The organism is Methylocella tundrae (assembly GCF_901905185.1).
Classification (GTDB): Bacteria; Pseudomonadota; Alphaproteobacteria; order Rhizobiales; family Beijerinckiaceae; genus Methylocapsa; species Methylocapsa tundrae.
Genome location: NZ_CABFMQ020000074.1, coordinates 58,665 through 76,563, shown reverse-complemented (window position 1 = coordinate 76,563; position 17,899 = coordinate 58,665). Strand labels below are relative to the sequence as shown.

General features: G+C 62.2%; 14 protein-coding genes. 6 read left to right on the top strand and 8 right to left on the bottom strand.

Translation table 11 applies throughout. The features are described from left to right. From lptG to rsmA, 5 genes are all read left to right on the top strand, one after another. Positions 1 to 1,086, top strand: coding sequence for an LPS export ABC transporter permease LptG (gene lptG / locus MPC4_RS07290; RefSeq protein WP_134491606.1), 1,086 nt, complete (start codon positions 1 to 3; stop codon positions 1,084 to 1,086). Beyond that, on the top strand, positions 1,086 to 3,728 hold the full coding sequence (locus MPC4_RS07285; protein ID WP_174511936.1) for an LPS-assembly protein LptD: 2,643 nt from the start codon (positions 1,086 to 1,088) through the stop codon (positions 3,726 to 3,728). The genes lptG and MPC4_RS07285 overlap by 1 nt, the downstream gene beginning before the upstream one ends. Positions 3,729 to 3,800: 72 nt before the next feature. Next, positions 3,801 to 4,748, top strand: coding sequence for a hypothetical protein (locus MPC4_RS07280; RefSeq protein WP_174511935.1), 948 nt, complete (start codon positions 3,801 to 3,803; stop codon positions 4,746 to 4,748). A 13-nt stretch (positions 4,749 to 4,761) separates the two neighbouring features. Then, on the top strand, positions 4,762 to 5,796 hold the full coding sequence (gene pdxA, locus MPC4_RS07275) for a 4-hydroxythreonine-4-phosphate dehydrogenase PdxA (RefSeq protein ID WP_174511934.1): 1,035 nt from the start codon (positions 4,762 to 4,764) through the stop codon (positions 5,794 to 5,796). Next, a complete protein-coding gene (gene rsmA, locus MPC4_RS07270; RefSeq protein ID WP_174511933.1) occupies positions 5,781 to 6,656 on the top strand; it encodes a 16S rRNA (adenine(1518)-N(6)/adenine(1519)-N(6))-dimethyltransferase RsmA in 876 nt (291 codons plus the stop codon). The genes pdxA and rsmA overlap by 16 nt, the downstream gene beginning before the upstream one ends. A gap of 90 nt (positions 6,657 to 6,746) precedes the next feature. Here the strand turns inward: rsmA and MPC4_RS07265 are convergent, their stop codons facing one another. The 4 genes from MPC4_RS07265 to MPC4_RS07250 all read right to left on the bottom strand — a co-directional run bounded on the left by MPC4_RS07265 (position 6,747) and on the right by MPC4_RS07250 (position 11,433). Beyond that, positions 6,747 to 7,616 (bottom strand): formate/nitrite transporter family protein, encoded by an 870-nt coding sequence (locus MPC4_RS07265; RefSeq protein ID WP_174511932.1) that lies wholly within the window; start codon positions 7,614 to 7,616, stop codon positions 6,747 to 6,749. Between the two features lie 168 nt (positions 7,617 to 7,784). After that, positions 7,785 to 8,594 (bottom strand): SGNH/GDSL hydrolase family protein, encoded by an 810-nt coding sequence (locus tag MPC4_RS07260; RefSeq protein ID WP_244628895.1) that lies wholly within the window; start codon positions 8,592 to 8,594, stop codon positions 7,785 to 7,787. Beyond that, the gene (locus tag MPC4_RS07255; RefSeq protein WP_174511930.1) at positions 8,543 to 9,649 is read right to left on the bottom strand and encodes an OpgC family protein; all 1,107 of its coding nucleotides are present in this window, start codon (positions 9,647 to 9,649) and stop codon (positions 8,543 to 8,545) included. Before MPC4_RS07255 ends, MPC4_RS07260 begins: the two co-directional genes overlap by 52 nt. A 182-nt stretch (positions 9,650 to 9,831) precedes the next feature. Further along, positions 9,832 to 11,433 carry an NAD(P)H-hydrate dehydratase gene (locus MPC4_RS07250; protein WP_174511929.1) on the bottom strand — a complete coding sequence of 534 codons (1,602 nt, stop codon included), beginning with the start codon at positions 11,431 to 11,433 and terminating at the stop codon, positions 9,832 to 9,834. Positions 11,434 to 11,570: 137 nt separating this feature from the next. Between MPC4_RS07250 and hspQ the strand changes: the two genes are divergently transcribed. Then, positions 11,571 to 11,900 carry a heat shock protein HspQ gene (gene hspQ / locus MPC4_RS07245; protein ID WP_134491585.1) on the top strand — a complete coding sequence of 110 codons (330 nt, stop codon included), beginning with the start codon at positions 11,571 to 11,573 and terminating at the stop codon, positions 11,898 to 11,900. Here the strand turns inward: hspQ and MPC4_RS07240 are convergent. The 4 genes from MPC4_RS07240 to dctA all read right to left on the bottom strand — a co-directional run bounded on the left by MPC4_RS07240 (position 11,897) and on the right by dctA (position 17,830). Then, positions 11,897 to 12,613 (bottom strand): potassium channel family protein, encoded by a 717-nt coding sequence (locus MPC4_RS07240; protein ID WP_244628894.1) that lies wholly within the window; start codon positions 12,611 to 12,613, stop codon positions 11,897 to 11,899. The genes hspQ and MPC4_RS07240 overlap by 4 nt on opposite strands. Before the next feature lie 182 nt (positions 12,614 to 12,795). After that, positions 12,796 to 15,561, bottom strand: a complete 2,766-nt coding sequence (gene gyrA, locus MPC4_RS07235; RefSeq protein ID WP_174511928.1) for a DNA gyrase subunit A — start codon at positions 15,559 to 15,561, stop codon at positions 12,796 to 12,798. 279 nt (positions 15,562 to 15,840) lie between these two features. Continuing rightward, entirely contained in the window at positions 15,841 to 16,347 is a 507-nt protein-coding gene (ssb, locus tag MPC4_RS07230; protein ID WP_174511927.1) for a single-stranded DNA-binding protein, read from the bottom strand. 157 nt (positions 16,348 to 16,504) lie between these two features. Next, positions 16,505 to 17,830 (bottom strand): C4-dicarboxylate transporter DctA, encoded by a 1,326-nt coding sequence (gene dctA, locus MPC4_RS07225; RefSeq protein WP_174511926.1) that lies wholly within the window; start codon positions 17,828 to 17,830, stop codon positions 16,505 to 16,507. Positions 17,831 to 17,899: the final 69 nt, after the last annotated feature.

The window sequence follows — 17,899 nt, the reverse complement described above, 5'->3', positions numbered from 1 at the left end:
ATGATTGGTTGGACCCTCGGCCGCTATTTTTCAGCCCGTTTTCTGACCCTGATCATGGCGGTGTTTCTGACCGTCTGCGGCATGATCTTTGTCGTTGATTTCGTGGAAATGCTACGCCGCACCAATGACATGGTAGGCGCTTCGACGCGCTCGGTCGCGGTTCTGTCCTTGTTGCGCGCGCCTTCCGCCTCGGAACAGTTGATGCCGTTCTGCGTCCTGTGCGGCGCCATGGCGGCGTTTCTCGACCTGACGCGCAAGCTGGAGCTCCTCGTCGCGCGCGCCGTCGGCGTTTCGGTTTGGGGCTTTCTCGTCCCGCCCGTGGCGATCGCCATCATCATCGGCGTTGGCTCCGTCACGCTGTTCAATCCGGTCTCGGCCATGATGAAGCAACGCGCCGACCGAATCGAGACGCAGATCTTCGGCCGCGTGACCCAAGCGGACCCCGAATCAGGAATTTGGCTCCGGCAAAAAGGGGTCGACGGTGAAGCGATCATCAAGGCCAAGTCTGCTTCCCGCGACGGCTCGCATATCGCCTCCGTGACGGCCTATGTCTACGATCGGCGCGGCAAGTTCGAGGCCGAGGTGGAAGCGAGGCGCGGAGAGCTCCAGCCGGGGGTCTGGCGGCTCGAAAATGCGCGCATTTTCATGCCGGGAGAAGAAATACAAGAAGTCAGCGCCTATCTTCTCGCCACCAATCTGACGCCAGAGCAAGTGGCGAAGGGGCCGGTGGCGCCGGACTCCGTGCCATTTTGGGACCTGCAGGCGATGCGCCGGGAGACCGACAGGGCGGGCCTCGACTCGACAGGCTTTAAACTGCAATTTCAGTCGCTTCTGGCGCGGCCTCTGCTGTTCGTGGCGATGGTTTTGATCGCCGCGGCCTTTTCCTTAAGATTTTTCCGTTTTGGTGGAATCGGCAAGATGGTTGGCGGTGGCGTGGCGACGGGCTTCGTGCTTTATGTGGCGACTAAGCTTGTCGGCGACCTCGGCGGAGCCGGATTGCTCAGCGCGCCTGTCGCTGCGTGGTCTCCCGCCATCGTCGCCAGCATGCTCGGCGCGCTCGCGTTGCTGAATCAGGAGGATGGTTGATGGGGCGGCGTTTTTGCCCCAATGGCGCGCGGGCTTGCGTATCTGGCCTTCGCGGCTTGTTTGGCCCTGTCCGGGGCCGGATTTTCCACGCCCTCGCTTCGGCGCCGCCCCAGCGTTCCCCGGCGCGGGCGTCGCTCGCCGCCCTCCTTGCCCTCCTTTGCCTCGCCGCCGTCAGCGCCCCCGCCGCCATCGCGGCGACGGAGCGGGCGCCGCAGCCGCCGGCCGGCCAGCCGCCCGACAAGATGTTCGTCGAGGCGAACGAACTTCGCTACGATACGGTGAAGAATACGGTTGCCGCCGTCGGCGATGCGCGCGTCTATTATAAGGGCCGCGTTCTCGAAGCCGACCGCGTCACCTATGACCGCAAGACCGGCCGCGTCTTAGCCGAAGGTCACGCCAAGCTCACCGAAACCGACGGCAGCATCCTGCACGGCGATCAATTCGACCTGACCGACGATTTTCGCGACGGATTCATCGAAAGCCTGCGCGCCGACACCTCGGACAAGACCTTTTTCAGCGCGCCGCACGCCGAGCGCATCGAGGGCGACACCACCGTTTTCAACAAAGGCACCTATACCGCCTGCGCCGCCTGCACAGGCAGCCCCGACAAGCCGCCGCTGTGGCGGGTGCGCGCCAAGCGCATCGTCCACAAGAACGACGAGCAGATGATTTATTACGAGGACGCTTCGCTCGAGTTCCTCGGCGTTCCGCTCGCCTATGTGCCGTTCTTTTCGGCGCCCGATCCCACGGTCACGCGCAAATCCGGCATTCTGTCGCCGCATCTCATCGACAGGTCGACGCTCGGCTATGGCGTCGGCATTCCAATCTTTTGGGCGCTCGCGCCCGACTATGATTTGACGTTCACGCCGACCGCCCTGTCAAAGCAGGGCTTCCTCGCCAGCGGAGAATGGCGCCAGCGCTTCGACATCGGCCAATATTACATCAGGGCGAACGGCATCTCGCAGATGAACCCGAGCTTTTTCCCGACGTCCCCGTGGGGCGCCGGCAACCAGACGCTGCGCGGATCGTTCGAGAGCGCGGGCGAACTCGCCATCGCCGATCAATGGAAATTCGGCTGGGCGTTCACGCTGCTGTCGGATAAATGGTTCCTGAATGATTACAACGTCCCGAGCCAGACACTTTCGTCCAATTATATCGCCGAGACGACCTCGACGGTTTATCTGACCGGCCAGAGCAATCGCGGCTATTTCGACCTGCGCGGCTATTATTTCGAAGGTCTGTCGACGCACGACTTCCAGCCGCAGCAGCCGCTCGCCCACCCGGTCTGGGATTACAACAAAACGATAGACATCGATCCGGCAAATTCCTGGGGGATCGGCGGCGAGGTTGAGGCCGACTTCAACCTGACGAGCCTTTCCGCCGCCGCCGCGAGCTATCAGTCCGTCGGCACGCAGGTGCTCGACAACGCCTATCAAATGTATAACGTCTGCACCAATTATGTGCCGGGCACCGTCGCCGGCAAATGTCTTCTGCGCGGCGTCGGCGGCGAATATACGCGGACGACGGTGGATATTTCCTGGAAGCGCAAGCTGATCGACCCGATCGGCGAGGTCTGGACGCCTTTCGCCTTCGCGCACGTCAACGGCGAGTGGCTCGATCTCAACACCACGAATTCCTATACGTTTTCGTCGAGTTTCGGCTCCTCGACGTTCAGCAATTCGTCTCAGCTGAACTTCCTCGGCAACCGGGACGTGAGCTTCTACGGCGCGTTCGTGCCCGGCGTCGGGCTTGAATATCGCTATCCATTCTTCGCAAAACTTGGCTTTGGCTCGGTCACTGTCGAGCCGATCGCGCAGATCATCATGCGCCCGAACAATCCGATCGGCGCTTTTTCCAACGTCAATCTCGACGCGCAAAGCCTCGTCTTCGACGAGTCGACTTTGTTTGATTGGAATAAATATTCGGGCTACGACCGCTTTGAGACCGGCATGAGAGCCAATTACGGAGGCCAGTTCACGCTGAACTTCAAAGACGGCGGCTACATCAACGTCATCGGCGGCCAATCCTATCAGGTCGCCGGCACCAATTCCTATGCGACGGCGGACGCCGCCAATGTCGGGCTGAGCTCGGGCCTCGACACGAGGGCTTCCGACTACGTCGGCGCGCTTTCGATCGCCCCCAACTCCGCGTTCTCATTCACCGCCAAAAGCCGCTTCGACGTAAACACCTTCGAGCCAAGGCGCATCGACCTTGTCGGCAACTATAACCTCGGCGCCTGGACAGGGGGAATCCAATATGCAAATTACCAGGCCCAGCCGGTGATCGGATATTATGTGCGCCGGGAGGGTCTTTCCCTGAATTCGCGCTATAAGATCAGCGACAACTATTTCGCTCAGGGAAACATTACCTTTGACATGAGCCGTCAGTTCTATCCTGCTGCTCTCATCGGCTATACGAGCCCCGGTCCTTTCGCCATCGCCGCGTTTGGCATGGGCGCCGGCTATAACGATGATTGCACTACTTTCTCGGTGAATTATTCTTCGATTTATCAGGACAATGGCAATGGCGCTCTTATTCGTAACCAGACAGTCCTGTTACAACTGCAATTGCGGACCCTTGGCGGCACCAAACTCAGTGAAAGCTTCAACAACACCGCCGCGCTTGACGGCGTGAAATACTGACCGCCGCCGCGCCGGTTCGCCGACGCGCGGCGACGCCGCTGCAAAAAATGGGAATCGGGCTTGATGCGGAGAATGAATGATGTGCGTAAGGCCGGCCCCTGCGCCGGCGCTCTTTTCAGAACCTGTCTCCTGATGGCGGCGCTGGCCGGAGTATCGCTCCTCGCCGCCCGCCCGGTTCACGCTCAAACGATCGTGTCGAGCATCAATGGCGATCCCATCACCAATATCGACATTGATCAGCGCATGAAGCTGCTGCGCGTGCTGCGCAAGCCAGCGACGCGCGAAGCGGCGATCGAAAGCCTGTTCACCGAGCGCCTTGAAATCCACGAGGCGGAAAAATACGGCGTCAATCCAAAGGTTTCCGATCTTCCGCAGGAGATCGTCAGGGTTGCCCAGGAAATGAAAGTGCAGCCCGAGGCGCTGATAGCTGAGCTTCAGCGCGCGGGCGTCTCGCAAGATCATTTTCAGGCGTATTTTCGCGCCAATCTCGCCTTTGGCATTCTCGTGCAGGCGCTGAACAAGGGCGTCGAGGCGAGCGAGACGCAGGTTCGTGAGGAACTCGCAAAGGCAGGCGGCAAGGCCGCCGCCGGCACCGCCTATACCGTGCAGCAGATCATCTTCGCGCTGCCGACGACAGCAACTCCCGCCGCCGTCAGCGCCCGCGCGCATGAGGTCGAACAGCTGCGCGCACGCTTTTCCGATTGCGCGACGGGCGTTCCCATCGCCCGCGCAATCAACGACGTGACCGTGCGCGATCCCCTGACGCGAACTTCCCACGAGATCAATGACTCGCTCAAGCAATTGCTCGACAAAACGCCTGTCGGCCACTTAACGCCGCCTCAGCGCTCGGCCAACGGATTCGAGATGGTCGCCGTTTGCAGCAAAGGCCCCGCCAAGGACGACACCGCCGTGCGCCAGGCCATCGCGCAGAGGCTGCTCGCCGCCCATATCGCCGAGGACTCCGCACGACGCCTGAAGGAATTGCGCGCAAGAGCCGTCGTCGTGAAAGCGTCTCCTTGAGAGAACAGCCTTGATGACCGGCGAGCCGCATGGAAAGACCATTCTCGCGCTGACCCGCGGCGATCCATCCGGCATCGGTCCCGAGCTCGCCCTCAAGGCCTGGGCCGCGATGCATCAGGATCCGGAGGCGCCCGCGTTCCTGATCGCCGCCGAGCCGGATCATCTCGCGGTGCTGGCGCAGCGGCTGCGGCTTGCCGTTCCGATCGAGCCGATCGGCGCTGCGACGGACGCGGCCGCCCTGTTCCGACGGGCCTTGCCGGTGCTCGACTCGAAGCTGACGGTCAAGGGCAAGCCCGGCTCGCCCCACGCCGAGGACGCCGCCGGAACGATCGCCTCCATCGAGACCTGTGTGAACCTTGTCAGAACGGGCGCGGCCGCCGCGATCGTCACCAACCCGATCGCCAAAGAGGTTCTTTATCGCGCCGGATTTCCGCATCCCGGGCACACCGAATTCCTCGGCGCTCTGGCCGAGCGGCTGTATCAGTCCAGCGTACGCCCTGTCATGCTGTTGTGGTCGCCCGAACTCGCCGTCGTTCCCGCGACGATCCATATTGCGCTGAAAGACGTCCCTGCCCGCCTGACAACGGACCTTCTCTTCGAGACCGGGCGCATCGTGGCGCATGATTTCCGCCAGCGTTTTGGCCTCGCGCATCCCCGCCTCGCCTTCACGGGCCTCAATCCGCACGCAGGCGAGGGAGGCGCGATGGGGCGCGAGGAGATCGACGTCATCGCTCCAGCGCTTGCACAGCTGAAAGCCGCAGGGATCGACGTCTCGGGTCCGCATCCAGCCGACACGCTGTTCGACGCCAAAGCCCGAAAGACCTATGACGTCGTTATTGCGATGTATCACGATCAGGCTCTGATCCCGATCAAGACCATCGCCTTCGCTCACGCCGTCAACGTGACCCTTGGCCTGCCCTTCATTCGGACCTCGCCCGATCACGGCACGGCCTTCGCCATCGCCGGCCAGGGCGTCGCCGATCCCTCGAGCCTCATCGAGGCTCTGCGGTTGGCCGGGCGATTGGCGAACGAATGCCCGGCCCGTTAGACGATCTCCCCCCGCTGCGAGAGATCGTCGCCGCGCATGGGCTCGACGCGAAGAAAGCGCTCGGACAGAATTTCCTTTTCGACCTCAATCTCACGTCCCGCATCGCGCGCGCGGCAGGGCCGCTCGAGGGCGCGCTCATCGTCGAGATCGGACCTGGCCCCGGCGGCTTGACCCGCGCGCTGCTGGCCGAGGGAGCGAGAAAAGTCGTCGCCATCGAACGCGACGAGCGCTGCCTCGCGGCGCTCGCCGTAATCGCGGCCCACTATCCGGGCCGCCTCGACGTCATCGCCGGCGACGCGCTCGAGATTGATCTTGGCGCTCTTGTCGGCGAAGCGCGCCCGGCGCGGATTTGCGCCAACCTGCCTTACAATATCGCCACGGCCTTGCTGACGCGCTGGGTCGAGGCCGAAGTCTGGCCGCCCTGGTTCGACCGGCTGACCTTGATGTTTCAACGCGAGGTCGCCGAACGCATCGTCGCATCCCCATCCCAGCGCGCGGCCTATGGACGTCTTGCCGTCCTGTGCAATTGGCGCTGTGAGACCCGCATCCTGTTTGATGTGTCGCCCTCCGCCTTCACGCCGCCGCCGAAAGTCACCTCCAGCATCGTCGAGTTGCGCCCTCGCGCCGCGCCGCTTCCCTGCGAAGCGAGGCTGCTTTCGGAGGTGACGCGGGCCGCTTTCGGGCAGCGCCGGAAAATGTTGCGGCAATCGCTGAAATCCTTGCCGGTGCGCGAGATCGCAGCGCTTCTCGCCGCGGCCGGGATCGAGCCGACCGCACGCGCCGAAGAAATTGGCGTTGAAGGCTTTGCCGCTCTTGCGCGGGCTTTGCGCGATCAGCGAGCGGCGGTCCAGCCTCTCTGAGCGCGCCGCGCGCCAGCGAAAATCGGCTCCCGCTCTTCAAGCTTTCGTTTTAGCGCCTGGTCGGGTCCGACAACCCGCAGCTTTCCGGCATCATGTTCTGGGAAGGATCGGATCGGCAAGCTGAGGCGCGACCTGACCATAATTCAGGCCGGCGACGAGGGCGACGCCGCCGATCACATTGCCGAGCAGCGTCGGCAGAAAGAAGCGCAAGGCATAGTCGGCAAAGGACGCCTCGCCAGCTTCGACCGCATAGAAGGCGTCGACCGACCCGGCGATCAGATGAGAGAAGCCCGCAATGGCCACGACATAGGTGATGATGATGATGATAAACGGCCGCGCCGAGCCGACGGCCGGGAGAATCCAGACCATCAATGCGATCAGCCAGCCGGCGAAGACCGACTTCAGAACGACGGCTCCAAAAGAGCCGCGCACCGCATGGACGCTGATCTCGACAAAAGCCTTCTGAACGCCGGCGTCGAAAATTGAGAAATGCGCGAGGGCGGCTGCGAAAATCCATGTCGCCGCGATATTCGCCGCCAGCACGAGCGACCAAAGCCGCGCCACCTTGATCAGCGTTTTCCTGTCCCGGTTATGAAGCAGCGGCAGGATCGGCGTCAGCGTATTCTCGGTGAACAATTGCTGACGCCCCAGCACGACGATCAAGAATCCCGTCGTATAGCCAAAGGAGCTGATCAAAGGCCGCCACGGCGCGTCGGGAAGGCTCGCCTGCAGCACGCCCTGCACCACGATGGAGAAGCCCATCGAGAGCCCGGCCGCGAAGGCCGACAGGACCAGCGCGGTCTTGGTGCGATTAAGTTCGGCTTCGCCTTCGGCGCGGATCGTTTCATGGATAAGAGCAGCGTTAGGGTGGCTTTGCTCGGCGACCGCCGCCTTTTCCGCGCCCGAAAGATCCTCCAGCTGCGAGGCCGGGCTGAGGCTGTTGCGCTCATCGCTGGTCAAATCGGAGCCTTTCGATTGCCCGCTCACGAAAGGCTGGCGCGTTGATGGTAAAAAAGCGGCTTGGCCTGCCGGCTCGCCGCAGTCGCGGCCGATGGCCTGTAACACGGCGCGGGCTGTTCCGGTTCCAGCCAGCTTTGCCTGCGCCGCGGCGTGCGAGTGCGCGTGCGGTCAGTTCGACAGAGGCCGCACTCTTTTCATGAACAGGCTGATGATGACGGCATGGGCCACATGCTCGGCCATGCATTGATAGCCAAGATCGTTCAGGTGGAAATTGTCGCGCGACATCAGCTGCAGATTGGCGCGCGTCTGGGCGATGAACCGCATGGCGTCGTAGCGGCTGATGTAGAGGACATTTTCCTTGGCGGCGATGCTTTTCAGCGCGTCGCGGATCGCCGCGTAATTGGAATCGCGGGCGAGACGGGGCGCATATTGGAGGCCGACGAGCACGACGTCGACCTGGTTTTCCTTCAGCCATTCAATGGTGGATTGAACGGTCGCCTCGAAATCCGCAGGCGAAACCCGTGCGAGAGCGTCATTGGTCCCAAGCTGCCACAGCACCAGATCAGGCTTGCTCAACGCGACCTCGTTCCTGATGCGTTCAGAGGTGCTTTCCGCCACCTCGCCGGGCAAGCCGCGGTTGACGACGATGATATCGACGCCTTTCAGCGCATGTTCAAGGATAGCCTCGAGCAGTGACGGATAGGATTTGTTCGAGCCGGAGGATCCTATGCCGACCGTCGAGGACGAGCCAATCGCCAGAATATGCACGGCTTGATGTTTTTGCAGCGCCGCCGCGAAATTGGGAAGCGACGCAGGCGTCGCGATATCGACCGCCGGCACCTCGCATGAGGGGCTGAGCGGCGGCGCGGCGACGGGAGCCGGCGCCTCCTCGGCGCGCAAAGGAAGCGCGGCGCAGACGCAGAACGCTAGGGCGAGGGCGCCCTTTTGGGCGGATTCGCCGATAGTCTTCCGCGCCATTCCGAAGCCCATGCAACCACGCCCATAACCGATACGCCGAGAATAACGATCAGCGCATCTGTTGCAATATGTCCACCGTATACAAAGCGGAAGATCTGGCAAATGAGGCTGAGCAAAGACGCCGCGCAAAAGACGTTCAGCGAATTACGCCCAAGCATGGATAAATATTTCGCAAGGAGGGGCAGCGCCTGCCGGATGGTTACGAAAGAGCCTGCGAAAAAAGCTGTGAGCGCGAGACTATGGATGAGCCGCGCCGGCGACAGAAATGTCTTGTCAAACATGAACACGAGCTTTGGCGCCGGGGCCGCGATCGGATTGGGCGAGAAATTCATCAAGGCGACAACTGCGCCCACGAGAATGATCGGCAGCGCCACGAACCAGAGGACGCGCCGATGGCGCCGGGCGAAAGCGCCAAGGCCGTCCTTGCCGCCCAGCGCGAAGCCAAGACAATAGATCAGCTGCCAGCAGAGCGGATTGAAGAACCATGTTCCCTCGACCGGCCAGGTGGGCAAATTGACGCCCGTTATCAAGGCGAAAGCGTAGATCGTAAAGGAGATCGGGAGCAGAAGCTGCGGCGCGAAGCGATGCGTCAGCGCGATCAAAGGGGCGGCGAACACCAAGACGACATAGAGCGGCAGAATGTTGAAATAGCCAAGCTGATGAGTGAGCAGGACAAGCCCCACATGCGCCCGGACGGGATCATTGAAGACGGCCGAGGCGTTGTGCCAGTCGAGAAGAAACGGGGCGTCGAAAAGCAGCGCCGAAGCTGCGAGAAGGGCGATCGCGATCTCGGTGATGACGGTCTGGGCGACATAGACATGCAAGGCGCGGCTTTCGAGCCGGAACACGAGAGCGCCGGCCGATAGCGAGGCGACGGGGCCGTCGATCAGCTTGCGCATCGCCCAGCCGGCGAGGAACACGAAGAGTTCCGCGGAATCCGACAGCGACACGTTGCGATAGGTGAAGCGCTCGAAATAGAGGCCAGGAACATGGTTGACGAAGATCGTCAGAAGAGCAAAGCCGCGCCAGAAATCGATTTCATTAGGTGCGCGCATGAGTCTTCCGACATACGTCCCGCCGCTTCTCGCGACAGCCGATATCCTCATCGGGACATCGAAAGCCGCGTCGGCATTCTAACGACCGGTTGTTGCTTCGAACGTCCGCAACTTCCGCGCCAACTGTTGGAGCAAAGTCAGGCAAAGTAGAGACCGCGCGAAGCCCGACTCCGCGCCGCGCCTCAAGGAAAGGTCAAGCCGAAGCTCTGGAAAAGGGCCCGAAGGACCGCCGGCAGGCTCTCGGGTATATCCTCAGCCACGAGCCCAGGACCAAAATGGCGTGCGCCCGCTCCATGCAGCCAGACCGCGGCCGAGGCGGCCTCGAAAGGCGGCATGGATTGCGCGCAGAGGCCCGCGATCATTCCGGCAAGAACATCGCCCGACCCCGCCGTTGCGAGCCAGGGCGGCGACGTATCGTCGATCATTGCCCGCCCGTCGGGATGCGCCACCACCGTATCGGGGCCTTTGAGCAGCACAATGGCGCCGGCGAGGGCGGCGGCCGCCCGCGCGCGCTCAAGTTTCGAGACAGACCTCAGGCCGTTGAGCCGCTTTTGCAGCGTTTCTGGGTCCGCGTCCGACTTCAGCCAGCGGCGCTCGTCATCAGCGGAAAGATCGCCGAAAAGCCGGGCGAATTCGCCATCATGCGGCGTCAAAACGACAGGGCCGCCCGAGCCCCTGATCGCCTGCGCCAGGGAAAAGGCGTCGCCCTTGAAGCTCGACAGCGCATCGGCGTCGAGAATTTTGGCGCGCGATGCCGGCGCCAGCGCGCTAAGCGTCAGGGCGCGGGTCGCCGCGCCAACGCCAAGCCCTGGCCCCAGCACGAGGGCGTTCTTGCGCCCGTCCTCGAGGATCGCCGCGAGCTCCTCCGGACCGTCGCACACCGCCGTCATGATCGCGGTCAGCGCCGCCGCATGGGCGCCGAGCGCCTCCCTCGGCGTCGCGATGGTCACGAGGCCGGCCCCCGCACGCAAGGCGCCGCGAGCCGCAAGCCGCGCCGCGCCGGTGTGGGCGAGGTCGCCGGACAGAACAAGGGCGTGGCCGCGCGCGTATTTGTGGCCGTCGATGCGGGGAACCGGGTAGAGGCCGCCCCAGACCTCCGGCTCGTTGGCCTGCGTCGCCGGCCTCACGACATCAAGCACCGCCGAAGTGATCCCGATGTCGGCGACGATCGTCTCATTGCAATGCAGCCGTCCCGGCAGCAGCAGATGACCCGGCTTGCGACGAAAAAAAGTGATGGTTTTCGAGGCCCACACCGCGACGCCCCGGACCTGCCCGCTCGTTCCGTCAATGCCGGAGGGAACGTCAACCGCGAGCACCGGCTTTTTTCGCTCGCGCGAGAAGGCGTTGAGGCGATCAACGGCCGCCCGCGCCGGCCCGTCAAGGTCGCGGGCGAGGCCAGCCCCGAACAAAGCGTCGATGACAAGATCGGCTGCGTCGAGGTCCAGCGCCTCGATGGCGGTGATTTCGCCATTCCAGGCTCTGGCGGCGGCTGCGGCGTCGCCGCGCAACGCGTCGATGCTGACAAGCAATCCGAGCGTGACGGAAAAGTCCCGCGCCTTCAAAAGCCGGGCGGCGACAAAGCCGTCCCCGCCATTATTGCCCGGTCCGCAAAGGACCACGATGCGTCCGTGACGCGGCGCGAGCCAGCTCGCCTCCAGGGCGACCGCGGCCCCGGCGTTCTCCATCAGCGCATAGCCGGGGACCCCCGAGGCGATGGTCAGCCGGTCGGCCTCCGCCATTTCCGAATTGCTCAAAAGTTCAGGCGGCAGACGATGAGAAGTCATAGGGAACGCTTCCAGGGATCAGCGCCAGCCAAGTTGACATTGACGCAAGTGACAGATACCCGAATAATGTCCGGAAAGTTCGTCCTGACGCGGGTTTGACTGCGTCCGGCGGCGATTTTGAGTGCGGACGAGACGTCATGAAGCCTCTTATCGCAAAGTTTGGCATTGGTCAGGTGGTCAGGCACCGGAAGTATCCCTTCCGGGGCATCATCTACGACGTCGACCCGGTCTTTTCCAATACCGACGAATGGTGGCAGTCCATTCCCGAAGAGGTTCGTCCGCGCAAGGACCAACCCTTCTATCATCTCTTCGCGGAAAACGCCGAAACGGAATATATCGCCTATGTCTCGGAGCAGAATTTATTGCCCGACACGTCCGGTGACCCCATCCGTCATCCGCAGGTCGATGAAATCTTCGTGCGCGCGCAGGACGGCGCCTATCAGATCAGGACCGCGCGCCGGAACTAATCCTTGCCCTTGAGGCGATCGTGGCGGTCCTGCAGTTCGAGCGTCACCAGGCGGGCGAGCAAGGTCGCTGGAAAAAGCTGCCCGATAATCCCTTCGAGATTTGCGAGCGCGCGCGCCATTGGGTGAACCGGCGCGATGTCGCCGTACCCGACCGAGGTCAGCGTGACAAAACTGAAATAGATGACGCTGCTCGCCATCCCCTTTTCGTGATAGACGACGAGGCCGGAAAACGCGTTCGGAGACCACAGGCCGACAAGCGTGTAAAGCCCGACAAAAGTCATGCCTATGGTCAGATAAAGCAGCACCGCGCCATTGACGCGATGATAGGTGACGCGGCCGGGAGCAAACACCGCTCCGGCGATGACGAAAATCAGCGCGATGTCGATGATCACCCACGCAATCGCTTCAAGGAGGATGTCGACGGCCGAGGGGGATCGGGAACGAAGGACCACGGCGGCGGCGGCCAGCGCGACGCCGCTGAACAGAACCACCAGCACGACCCATCTTGTCGACTGCATGAGCACGCAGCTGGCGAGCAAAAGGACGATGATGAAGCCGTAACCCTCGGCCGAGATCGTTCCCGCGGCATGGAGCGGCACGATCACGAAAAGGAACAGGATCAGCAAAAGGGTGAGCACGGAAAGAAGCGGGTCGCGCAACTCGTCCCGCTTGGCGCGGAAGCGGGTTACCGCGACCCTTTTGATCATCGCCATCGGCCGCTCCGCCAGCATCAGTCTTATAACAGCCGCCGCCTTCAGGCGTTCTGGCGTCGAAACAGCGCGGCGCGATCATCCGAGGCTAGAGCATGACGCCGAAAAGCTGCAGCTTGCATTAGCCTCTTAATGAGAAACTTTGAATGGAATCGCGGCGCGATTCCGTCCAAAGCCGTCGGGCGCTAAGCGTCGTCGTCCGGCTGCGCCGCCGGCGGTTCTTCATCCGCCTCGGTCCGGGCGGCGTCTTCCTCGCTGATCCGCTCGACCGACACGACCTGTTCGTCTGCGCCGGTGTTGAAGACGATGACGCCTTGCGTGCCGCGCCCCGCGACGCGGATGCCATCGACAGGACAACGGATCAACTGGCCGCCGTTAGTCACCAGCATGATCTCGTCGCCGTCTTCGACCGGCATTGAGGCGATGAGCTGGCCATTGCGCTGGTTGACCGCCATGGCGACGATGCCTTTGCCGCCGCGCCCGGTGATCCGGTATTCATAAGACGAGGTGCGCTTGCCGAAACCATTGGAGGACAGCGTCAGAATGATTTGTTCGTCTGCCGACATCCGCGCGTAGCGCTCGGGGCTGAGGCTCAAGGCAGGCGCCTCCTCGGCGCCGGCTTCCTCCGCCGCGGCCTCCGCATTGCCCTCGATCGTGGCCTCGCCGGCGACGGCGCGCCGCATTTTGAGATAAGCGATGCGCTCGCCGCTGTCAGCCTCGATATGGCGTAAAATCGCCAGCGATATCACGCGGTCGCCCTCACCCAGCAAGATGCCGCGCACGCCCATCGAATCCCGCCCCTTGAACACCCTGACGTCGGTGACCGGGAAGCGGATGCACTGGCCTTTCGCGGTGGTGAGGAGCACGTCGGCGTCTTCCGAGCAGATCTGCACGTCGACGATTTCTTCGCCCTCGTCGAGCCGCATGGCGATCTTGCCGGCGCGATTGACCTGCGCGAAATCGGACAGCTTGTTGCGCCTCACCGTGCCGCGCGTCGTTGCGAATACGACGTCGAGCGTCGCCCAGGCGGCCTCGTCTTCCGGCAAAGGCATGATGGTCGTAATGCGTTCGCGCTGCTCGAGCGGCAGGATGTTGACGAGCGCCTTGCCGCGCGCCTGCGGAGCCGACAAAGGCAGCCGCCAGATTTTTTCCTTATAGACCTGTCCGCGCGACGAAAAGAAAAGCACCGGCGTATGGGTCGAGCCGACGAACAGCCTTGCGACGAAATCCTCGTCCTTCGTCTGCATGGCGGCGCGACCTTTGCCGCCGCGTCTTTGCGCGCGATAGGTCGCCAGCGGCACGCGCTTGATGTAGCCAAGATGCGAGACGGTGACGACCATATCCTCGCGCTGGATCAGATCCTCATCCTCGACGCCGGGCGCGCTGTCGAGAATGATGGTGCGGCGCGGCGTTGCATGGGCGCCTTTGACCGCCAGCATCTCATCCTTGATGATGCCAAAGAGGCGCTCGCGCGAATGCAGGATTTCGAGATAGTCGGCGATTTCGACGGCGAGCTTGTTCAGCGCTTCGGCGATTTCCTCGCGTCCCAGCGCCGTCAGCCGCTGCAGGCGCAATTCCAGAATGGCGCGCGCCTGCGCCTCCGAGAGACGGCAATGGCCGTCCTCCGACACGATATGGCGCGGATCGGCGATGAGCAGGATCAGCGGCGCCATGTCGTGCGCCGGCCAGGTGCGGGCCATCAAAGCCTCGCGCGCCGCGCCGGCGTCCGCCGAGGTGCGGATCAGCCGAATGACTTCATCGATATTGGCGACCGCGATGGCGAGGCCGACCTGGAGATGGGCGGCGTCGCGCGCCTTGGCCAGCAGGTGCTTTGTGCGCCGTGTGACGACCTCTTCGCGGAAATCGATAAAGGCGGTCAGGAAATCCTTGAGCGTCAGCATTTCCGGACGGCCGCCATTCAAGGCGATCATGTTGCACGGAAAGCTCGACTGCAGCGCGGTGAAGCGCCAGAGCTGGTTCAAAACAACGTCGGCGACGGCGTCGCGCTTCAGTTCGATGACGATGCGCATGCCGTCGCGGTCGGATTCATCGCGCAGATCAGAAATGCCCTCGACGCGCTTGTCGCGCACGAGTTCCGCGATCTTCTCGATCAGGGTCGCCTTGTTCACCTGATAAGGGATCTCGGTGACGATCAGCGCCTCGCGCTCCTTGCGCAAAACCTCGACCTCGACCTTCGCCCGCGTCAGGATCGATCCGCGTCCGGTAAGATAGGCGGACTGGACGCCGGCGCGGCCGAGAATGGCGCCGCCGGTCGGGAAATCCGGCCCCGGCACATAGGCGATCAGCTCTTCGATCGTGAGTTCGGGCTGCTCGATCAGCGCGATCACCGCGTCGATCACCTCGCCCAGATTATGCGGCGGGATGTTCGTCGCCATGCCGACGGCGATGCCGCCCGCGCCATTGACGAGAAGGTTCGGAAAGCGCGCCGGCAGCACGACCGGCTCATGTTCCTTGCCATCGTAATTCGGCTGAAAATCGACGGTATCGGAATCGATGTCTTCGAGCAGCGCCATGGCCGGACGCGCGAGGCGCGATTCGGTGTAGCGCATCGCCGCCGCCGGATCGCCGTCGACCGAGCCGAAATTACCCTGGCCGTCGATGAGAGGCAGACGCATCGAAAAGGATTGCGCCATGCGCACCAGCGCATCATAGATCGCCGAGTCGCCGTGCGGATGATATTTACCCATGACGTCGCCGACGATACGCGCGCATTTGACGTAAGGACGGTCGGGCGTGTGGTTGTTCTCGTTCATCGAGAACAAAATGCGCCGGTGCACCGGCTTCAGACCGTCTCGCACGTCGGGCAAGGCCCGGCTGACGATCACGCTCATCGCATAATCGAGATAGCTGCGGCGCATCTCGTCAGAGATGGAAACGGGTCTGATGTCGGATCCGGGGGCAGCCGGTCCGGTGTCGTCAGTATCGGCCAATGAAAGCTAATCCAAAAATGAGTTCAAGGCCCAATATTAGAGGCCCACGCGCCAAAACGCCAGCTTTACGCGGCGAAAACCGAGCAAAACCAGAGATTGCACACAAAGGCCCGACCGCACGGCGACAGGCCGGGCAGCCTTCATGGCGACTACATTCGCAGAACGCCTAACCACTTTCCGATCGAATGGAGTCATTCGATCGATCAGAAATCGCTCCAGATTCAAAAGCTTGAGCATATTCGCGTCGATCGTATCGAACCGATCTGATCGGAATATCCTCTAGAATGGAATATCGTCGTCGATGATGTCGGCGGTGCGGCCAGCGCCCGCAGTGGCGGGACGGCGATCGGGCACGCGCTCCATCGGCGACGACCGGCCGAAACTCGAACTCGCGTCCTCAAATCCGCCGCGGTCAGCCTCCGAATCGCCTCGGCCGCGGCTATCGAGCAGAGTCAGTTCGCCGCGAAATCTTTGCAGCACGACTTCCGTCGTCTTGCGCTGGTTGCCTTCCTTATCGGTATACTCGCGCGTCTGCAGTTGACCCTCGAGATAAACTTTCGAGCCCTTTTTGCAATACTGCTCCGCGATTTTCCCGAGATTCTCGTTGAAGATCACGATGTTATGCCACTCAGTGCGATCCTTGCGCTCGCCGGTCGCCTTGTCGCGCCAGGACTCCGTCGTCGCCAGGCTGAAACTTACCACCGCGTCGCCGGAATTCATCCGCCGCGTTTCCGGATCGCGGCCGAGATTACCGACGAGAATTACCTTATTGACGCTCCCCGCCATTCTTTATGCTCCCTGGAAACGTTTGCAAAAAACTCGGCTGATCCGATCACTCAATGCAGTTAGCGGCACCGCGCGCGGCTTGTCCACCACCGCGCCTATGTTCTATGTATGTTCTAGCAGCCGACGCTCGCGGCGGCAAGCGCCGAAGACGGAAATCTCAGCCCGTCGAGACGCCGGCGCGAACGTCGGACACGTCGACCTTGCGGTCGAGCGCGGCCTTGAGCTTGGCGCGATCAAGTTCGCCTTCCGACCATGAAATGACGACGGTTGCAACGCCATTGCCGATGATATTGGTCAAGGCGCGGCATTCGCTCATGAATTTGTCGACGCCAAGCACGATCGCCATACCCGGAACAAGCGCCGGATCGACCACGGCAAGCGTGCCGGCCAGCGTAATGAAGCCAGCCCCCGTGACGCCGCTCGCGCCCTTTGAGGTCAGCATGGCGACGATGAGAATGGTCATCTGCTGGCTAAAACTCAGGTCGACGCTGAGCGCCTGCGCGATGAACAGGGTCGCCAATGTCATATAGATATTGGTGCCGTCGAGATTGAAGGAATAGCCGGTCGGCACGACGAGGCCGACGACCGGCTTCGAGCAGCCGAGACGCTCAAGCTTCTCCATCAGCGCCGGCAAAGCGCTTTCCGATGAGCTCGTGCCGAGCACGATCAGAAGCTCGGATTTGATATAATTCAGGAATTTGAAAATATTGAAGCCGGCGATCCGGGCGATCGAGCCAAGGATCAGGATAATGAACAGGGCCGACGTCAAATAGAAGGTCGCGACAAGGCCAAGAAGATTGCCGAGCGAATGCGCGCCGTATTTGCCGACGGTGAAGGCCATGGCGCCAAAAGCGCCGATAGGCGCCGCCTTCATGACGATATTGATGACGCCGAAAACCGCGTGCGCCAGATCGTCGACCAAAGACAGGATGGTCTTTCCGCGCTGGCCGAGCGCCATCAGGGCGAATCCGAACAGGATCGCAAAAAGCAGCACCTGGAGCACATCGCCCTTGGCGAAGGCGCCGACAACGCTGTCTGGAATGATGTCGAGCACGAAATCGACCGCATGATGCGCTCCGGCCTGTTTCTCGAAGCCCGCGACCGCGGCGGCGTCGCCATGTCCCGTAAAGCCCGCGCCCGGCCGCAGCAGATTGCCGAAGACGAGGCCGAAGACGAGCGCGAAAGACGATACAATCTCAAAATAGACGAGAGCCTTGACGCCGACCCTGCCGACTTTTCGCGCATCCGATATATGCGCGATGCCGGAGACGACCGTGCAGAAGATGATCGGCGCGATGAGCATTTTGATCAGCTTGACGAAGCCGTCGCCGAGCGCCTTGACCCAGGCGTTGGTCGCATATTCGGGCAGGAGCCATCCGAACAGAGCGCCGAGCACGATCCCGATCAGAACCTGAACATAAAGAATTTTGTAGAAAGGCTTCGCCGCAGCGCCAGCGGGGGAGCTTGCCGAAATCGCGACCATTGGAGTCCGCTTCCAAAGCTGTCCGTGGTCCCGCCCGCGGCCGGACCACGTTTTTTTTTGTTTTTTGCC

Bases quoted from the DNA above. Each gene is read 5' to 3' on its own strand.
- MPC4_RS07255 (WP_174511930.1), bottom strand. From the start codon at position 9,649: ATGCGCGCACCTAATGAAATCGATTTCTGGCGCGGCTTTGCTCTTCTG.
- MPC4_RS07250 (WP_174511929.1), bottom strand. From the start codon at position 11,433: ATGACTTCTCATCGTCTGCCGCCTGAACTTTTGAGCAATTCGGAAATG.
- MPC4_RS07260 (WP_244628895.1), bottom strand. From the start codon at position 8,594: ATGGCGCGGAAGACTATCGGCGAATCCGCCCAAAAGGGCGCCCTCGCC.
- pdxA (WP_174511934.1), top strand. From the start codon at position 4,762: ATGACCGGCGAGCCGCATGGAAAGACCATTCTCGCGCTGACCCGCGGC.
- MPC4_RS07240 (WP_244628894.1), bottom strand. From the start codon at position 12,613: ATGGCGATGATCAAAAGGGTCGCGGTAACCCGCTTCCGCGCCAAGCGG.
- rsmA (WP_174511933.1), top strand. From the start codon at position 5,781: ATGCCCGGCCCGTTAGACGATCTCCCCCCGCTGCGAGAGATCGTCGCC.
- MPC4_RS07280 (WP_174511935.1), top strand. From the start codon at position 3,801: ATGAATGATGTGCGTAAGGCCGGCCCCTGCGCCGGCGCTCTTTTCAGA.
- lptG (WP_134491606.1), top strand. From the start codon at position 1: ATGATTGGTTGGACCCTCGGCCGCTATTTTTCAGCCCGTTTTCTGACC.
- dctA (WP_174511926.1), bottom strand. From the start codon at position 17,830: ATGGTCGCGATTTCGGCAAGCTCCCCCGCTGGCGCTGCGGCGAAGCCT.
- MPC4_RS07285 (WP_174511936.1), top strand. From the start codon at position 1,086: ATGGGGCGGCGTTTTTGCCCCAATGGCGCGCGGGCTTGCGTATCTGGC.
- ssb (WP_174511927.1), bottom strand. From the start codon at position 16,347: ATGGCGGGGAGCGTCAATAAGGTAATTCTCGTCGGTAATCTCGGCCGC.
- hspQ (WP_134491585.1), top strand. From the start codon at position 11,571: ATGAAGCCTCTTATCGCAAAGTTTGGCATTGGTCAGGTGGTCAGGCAC.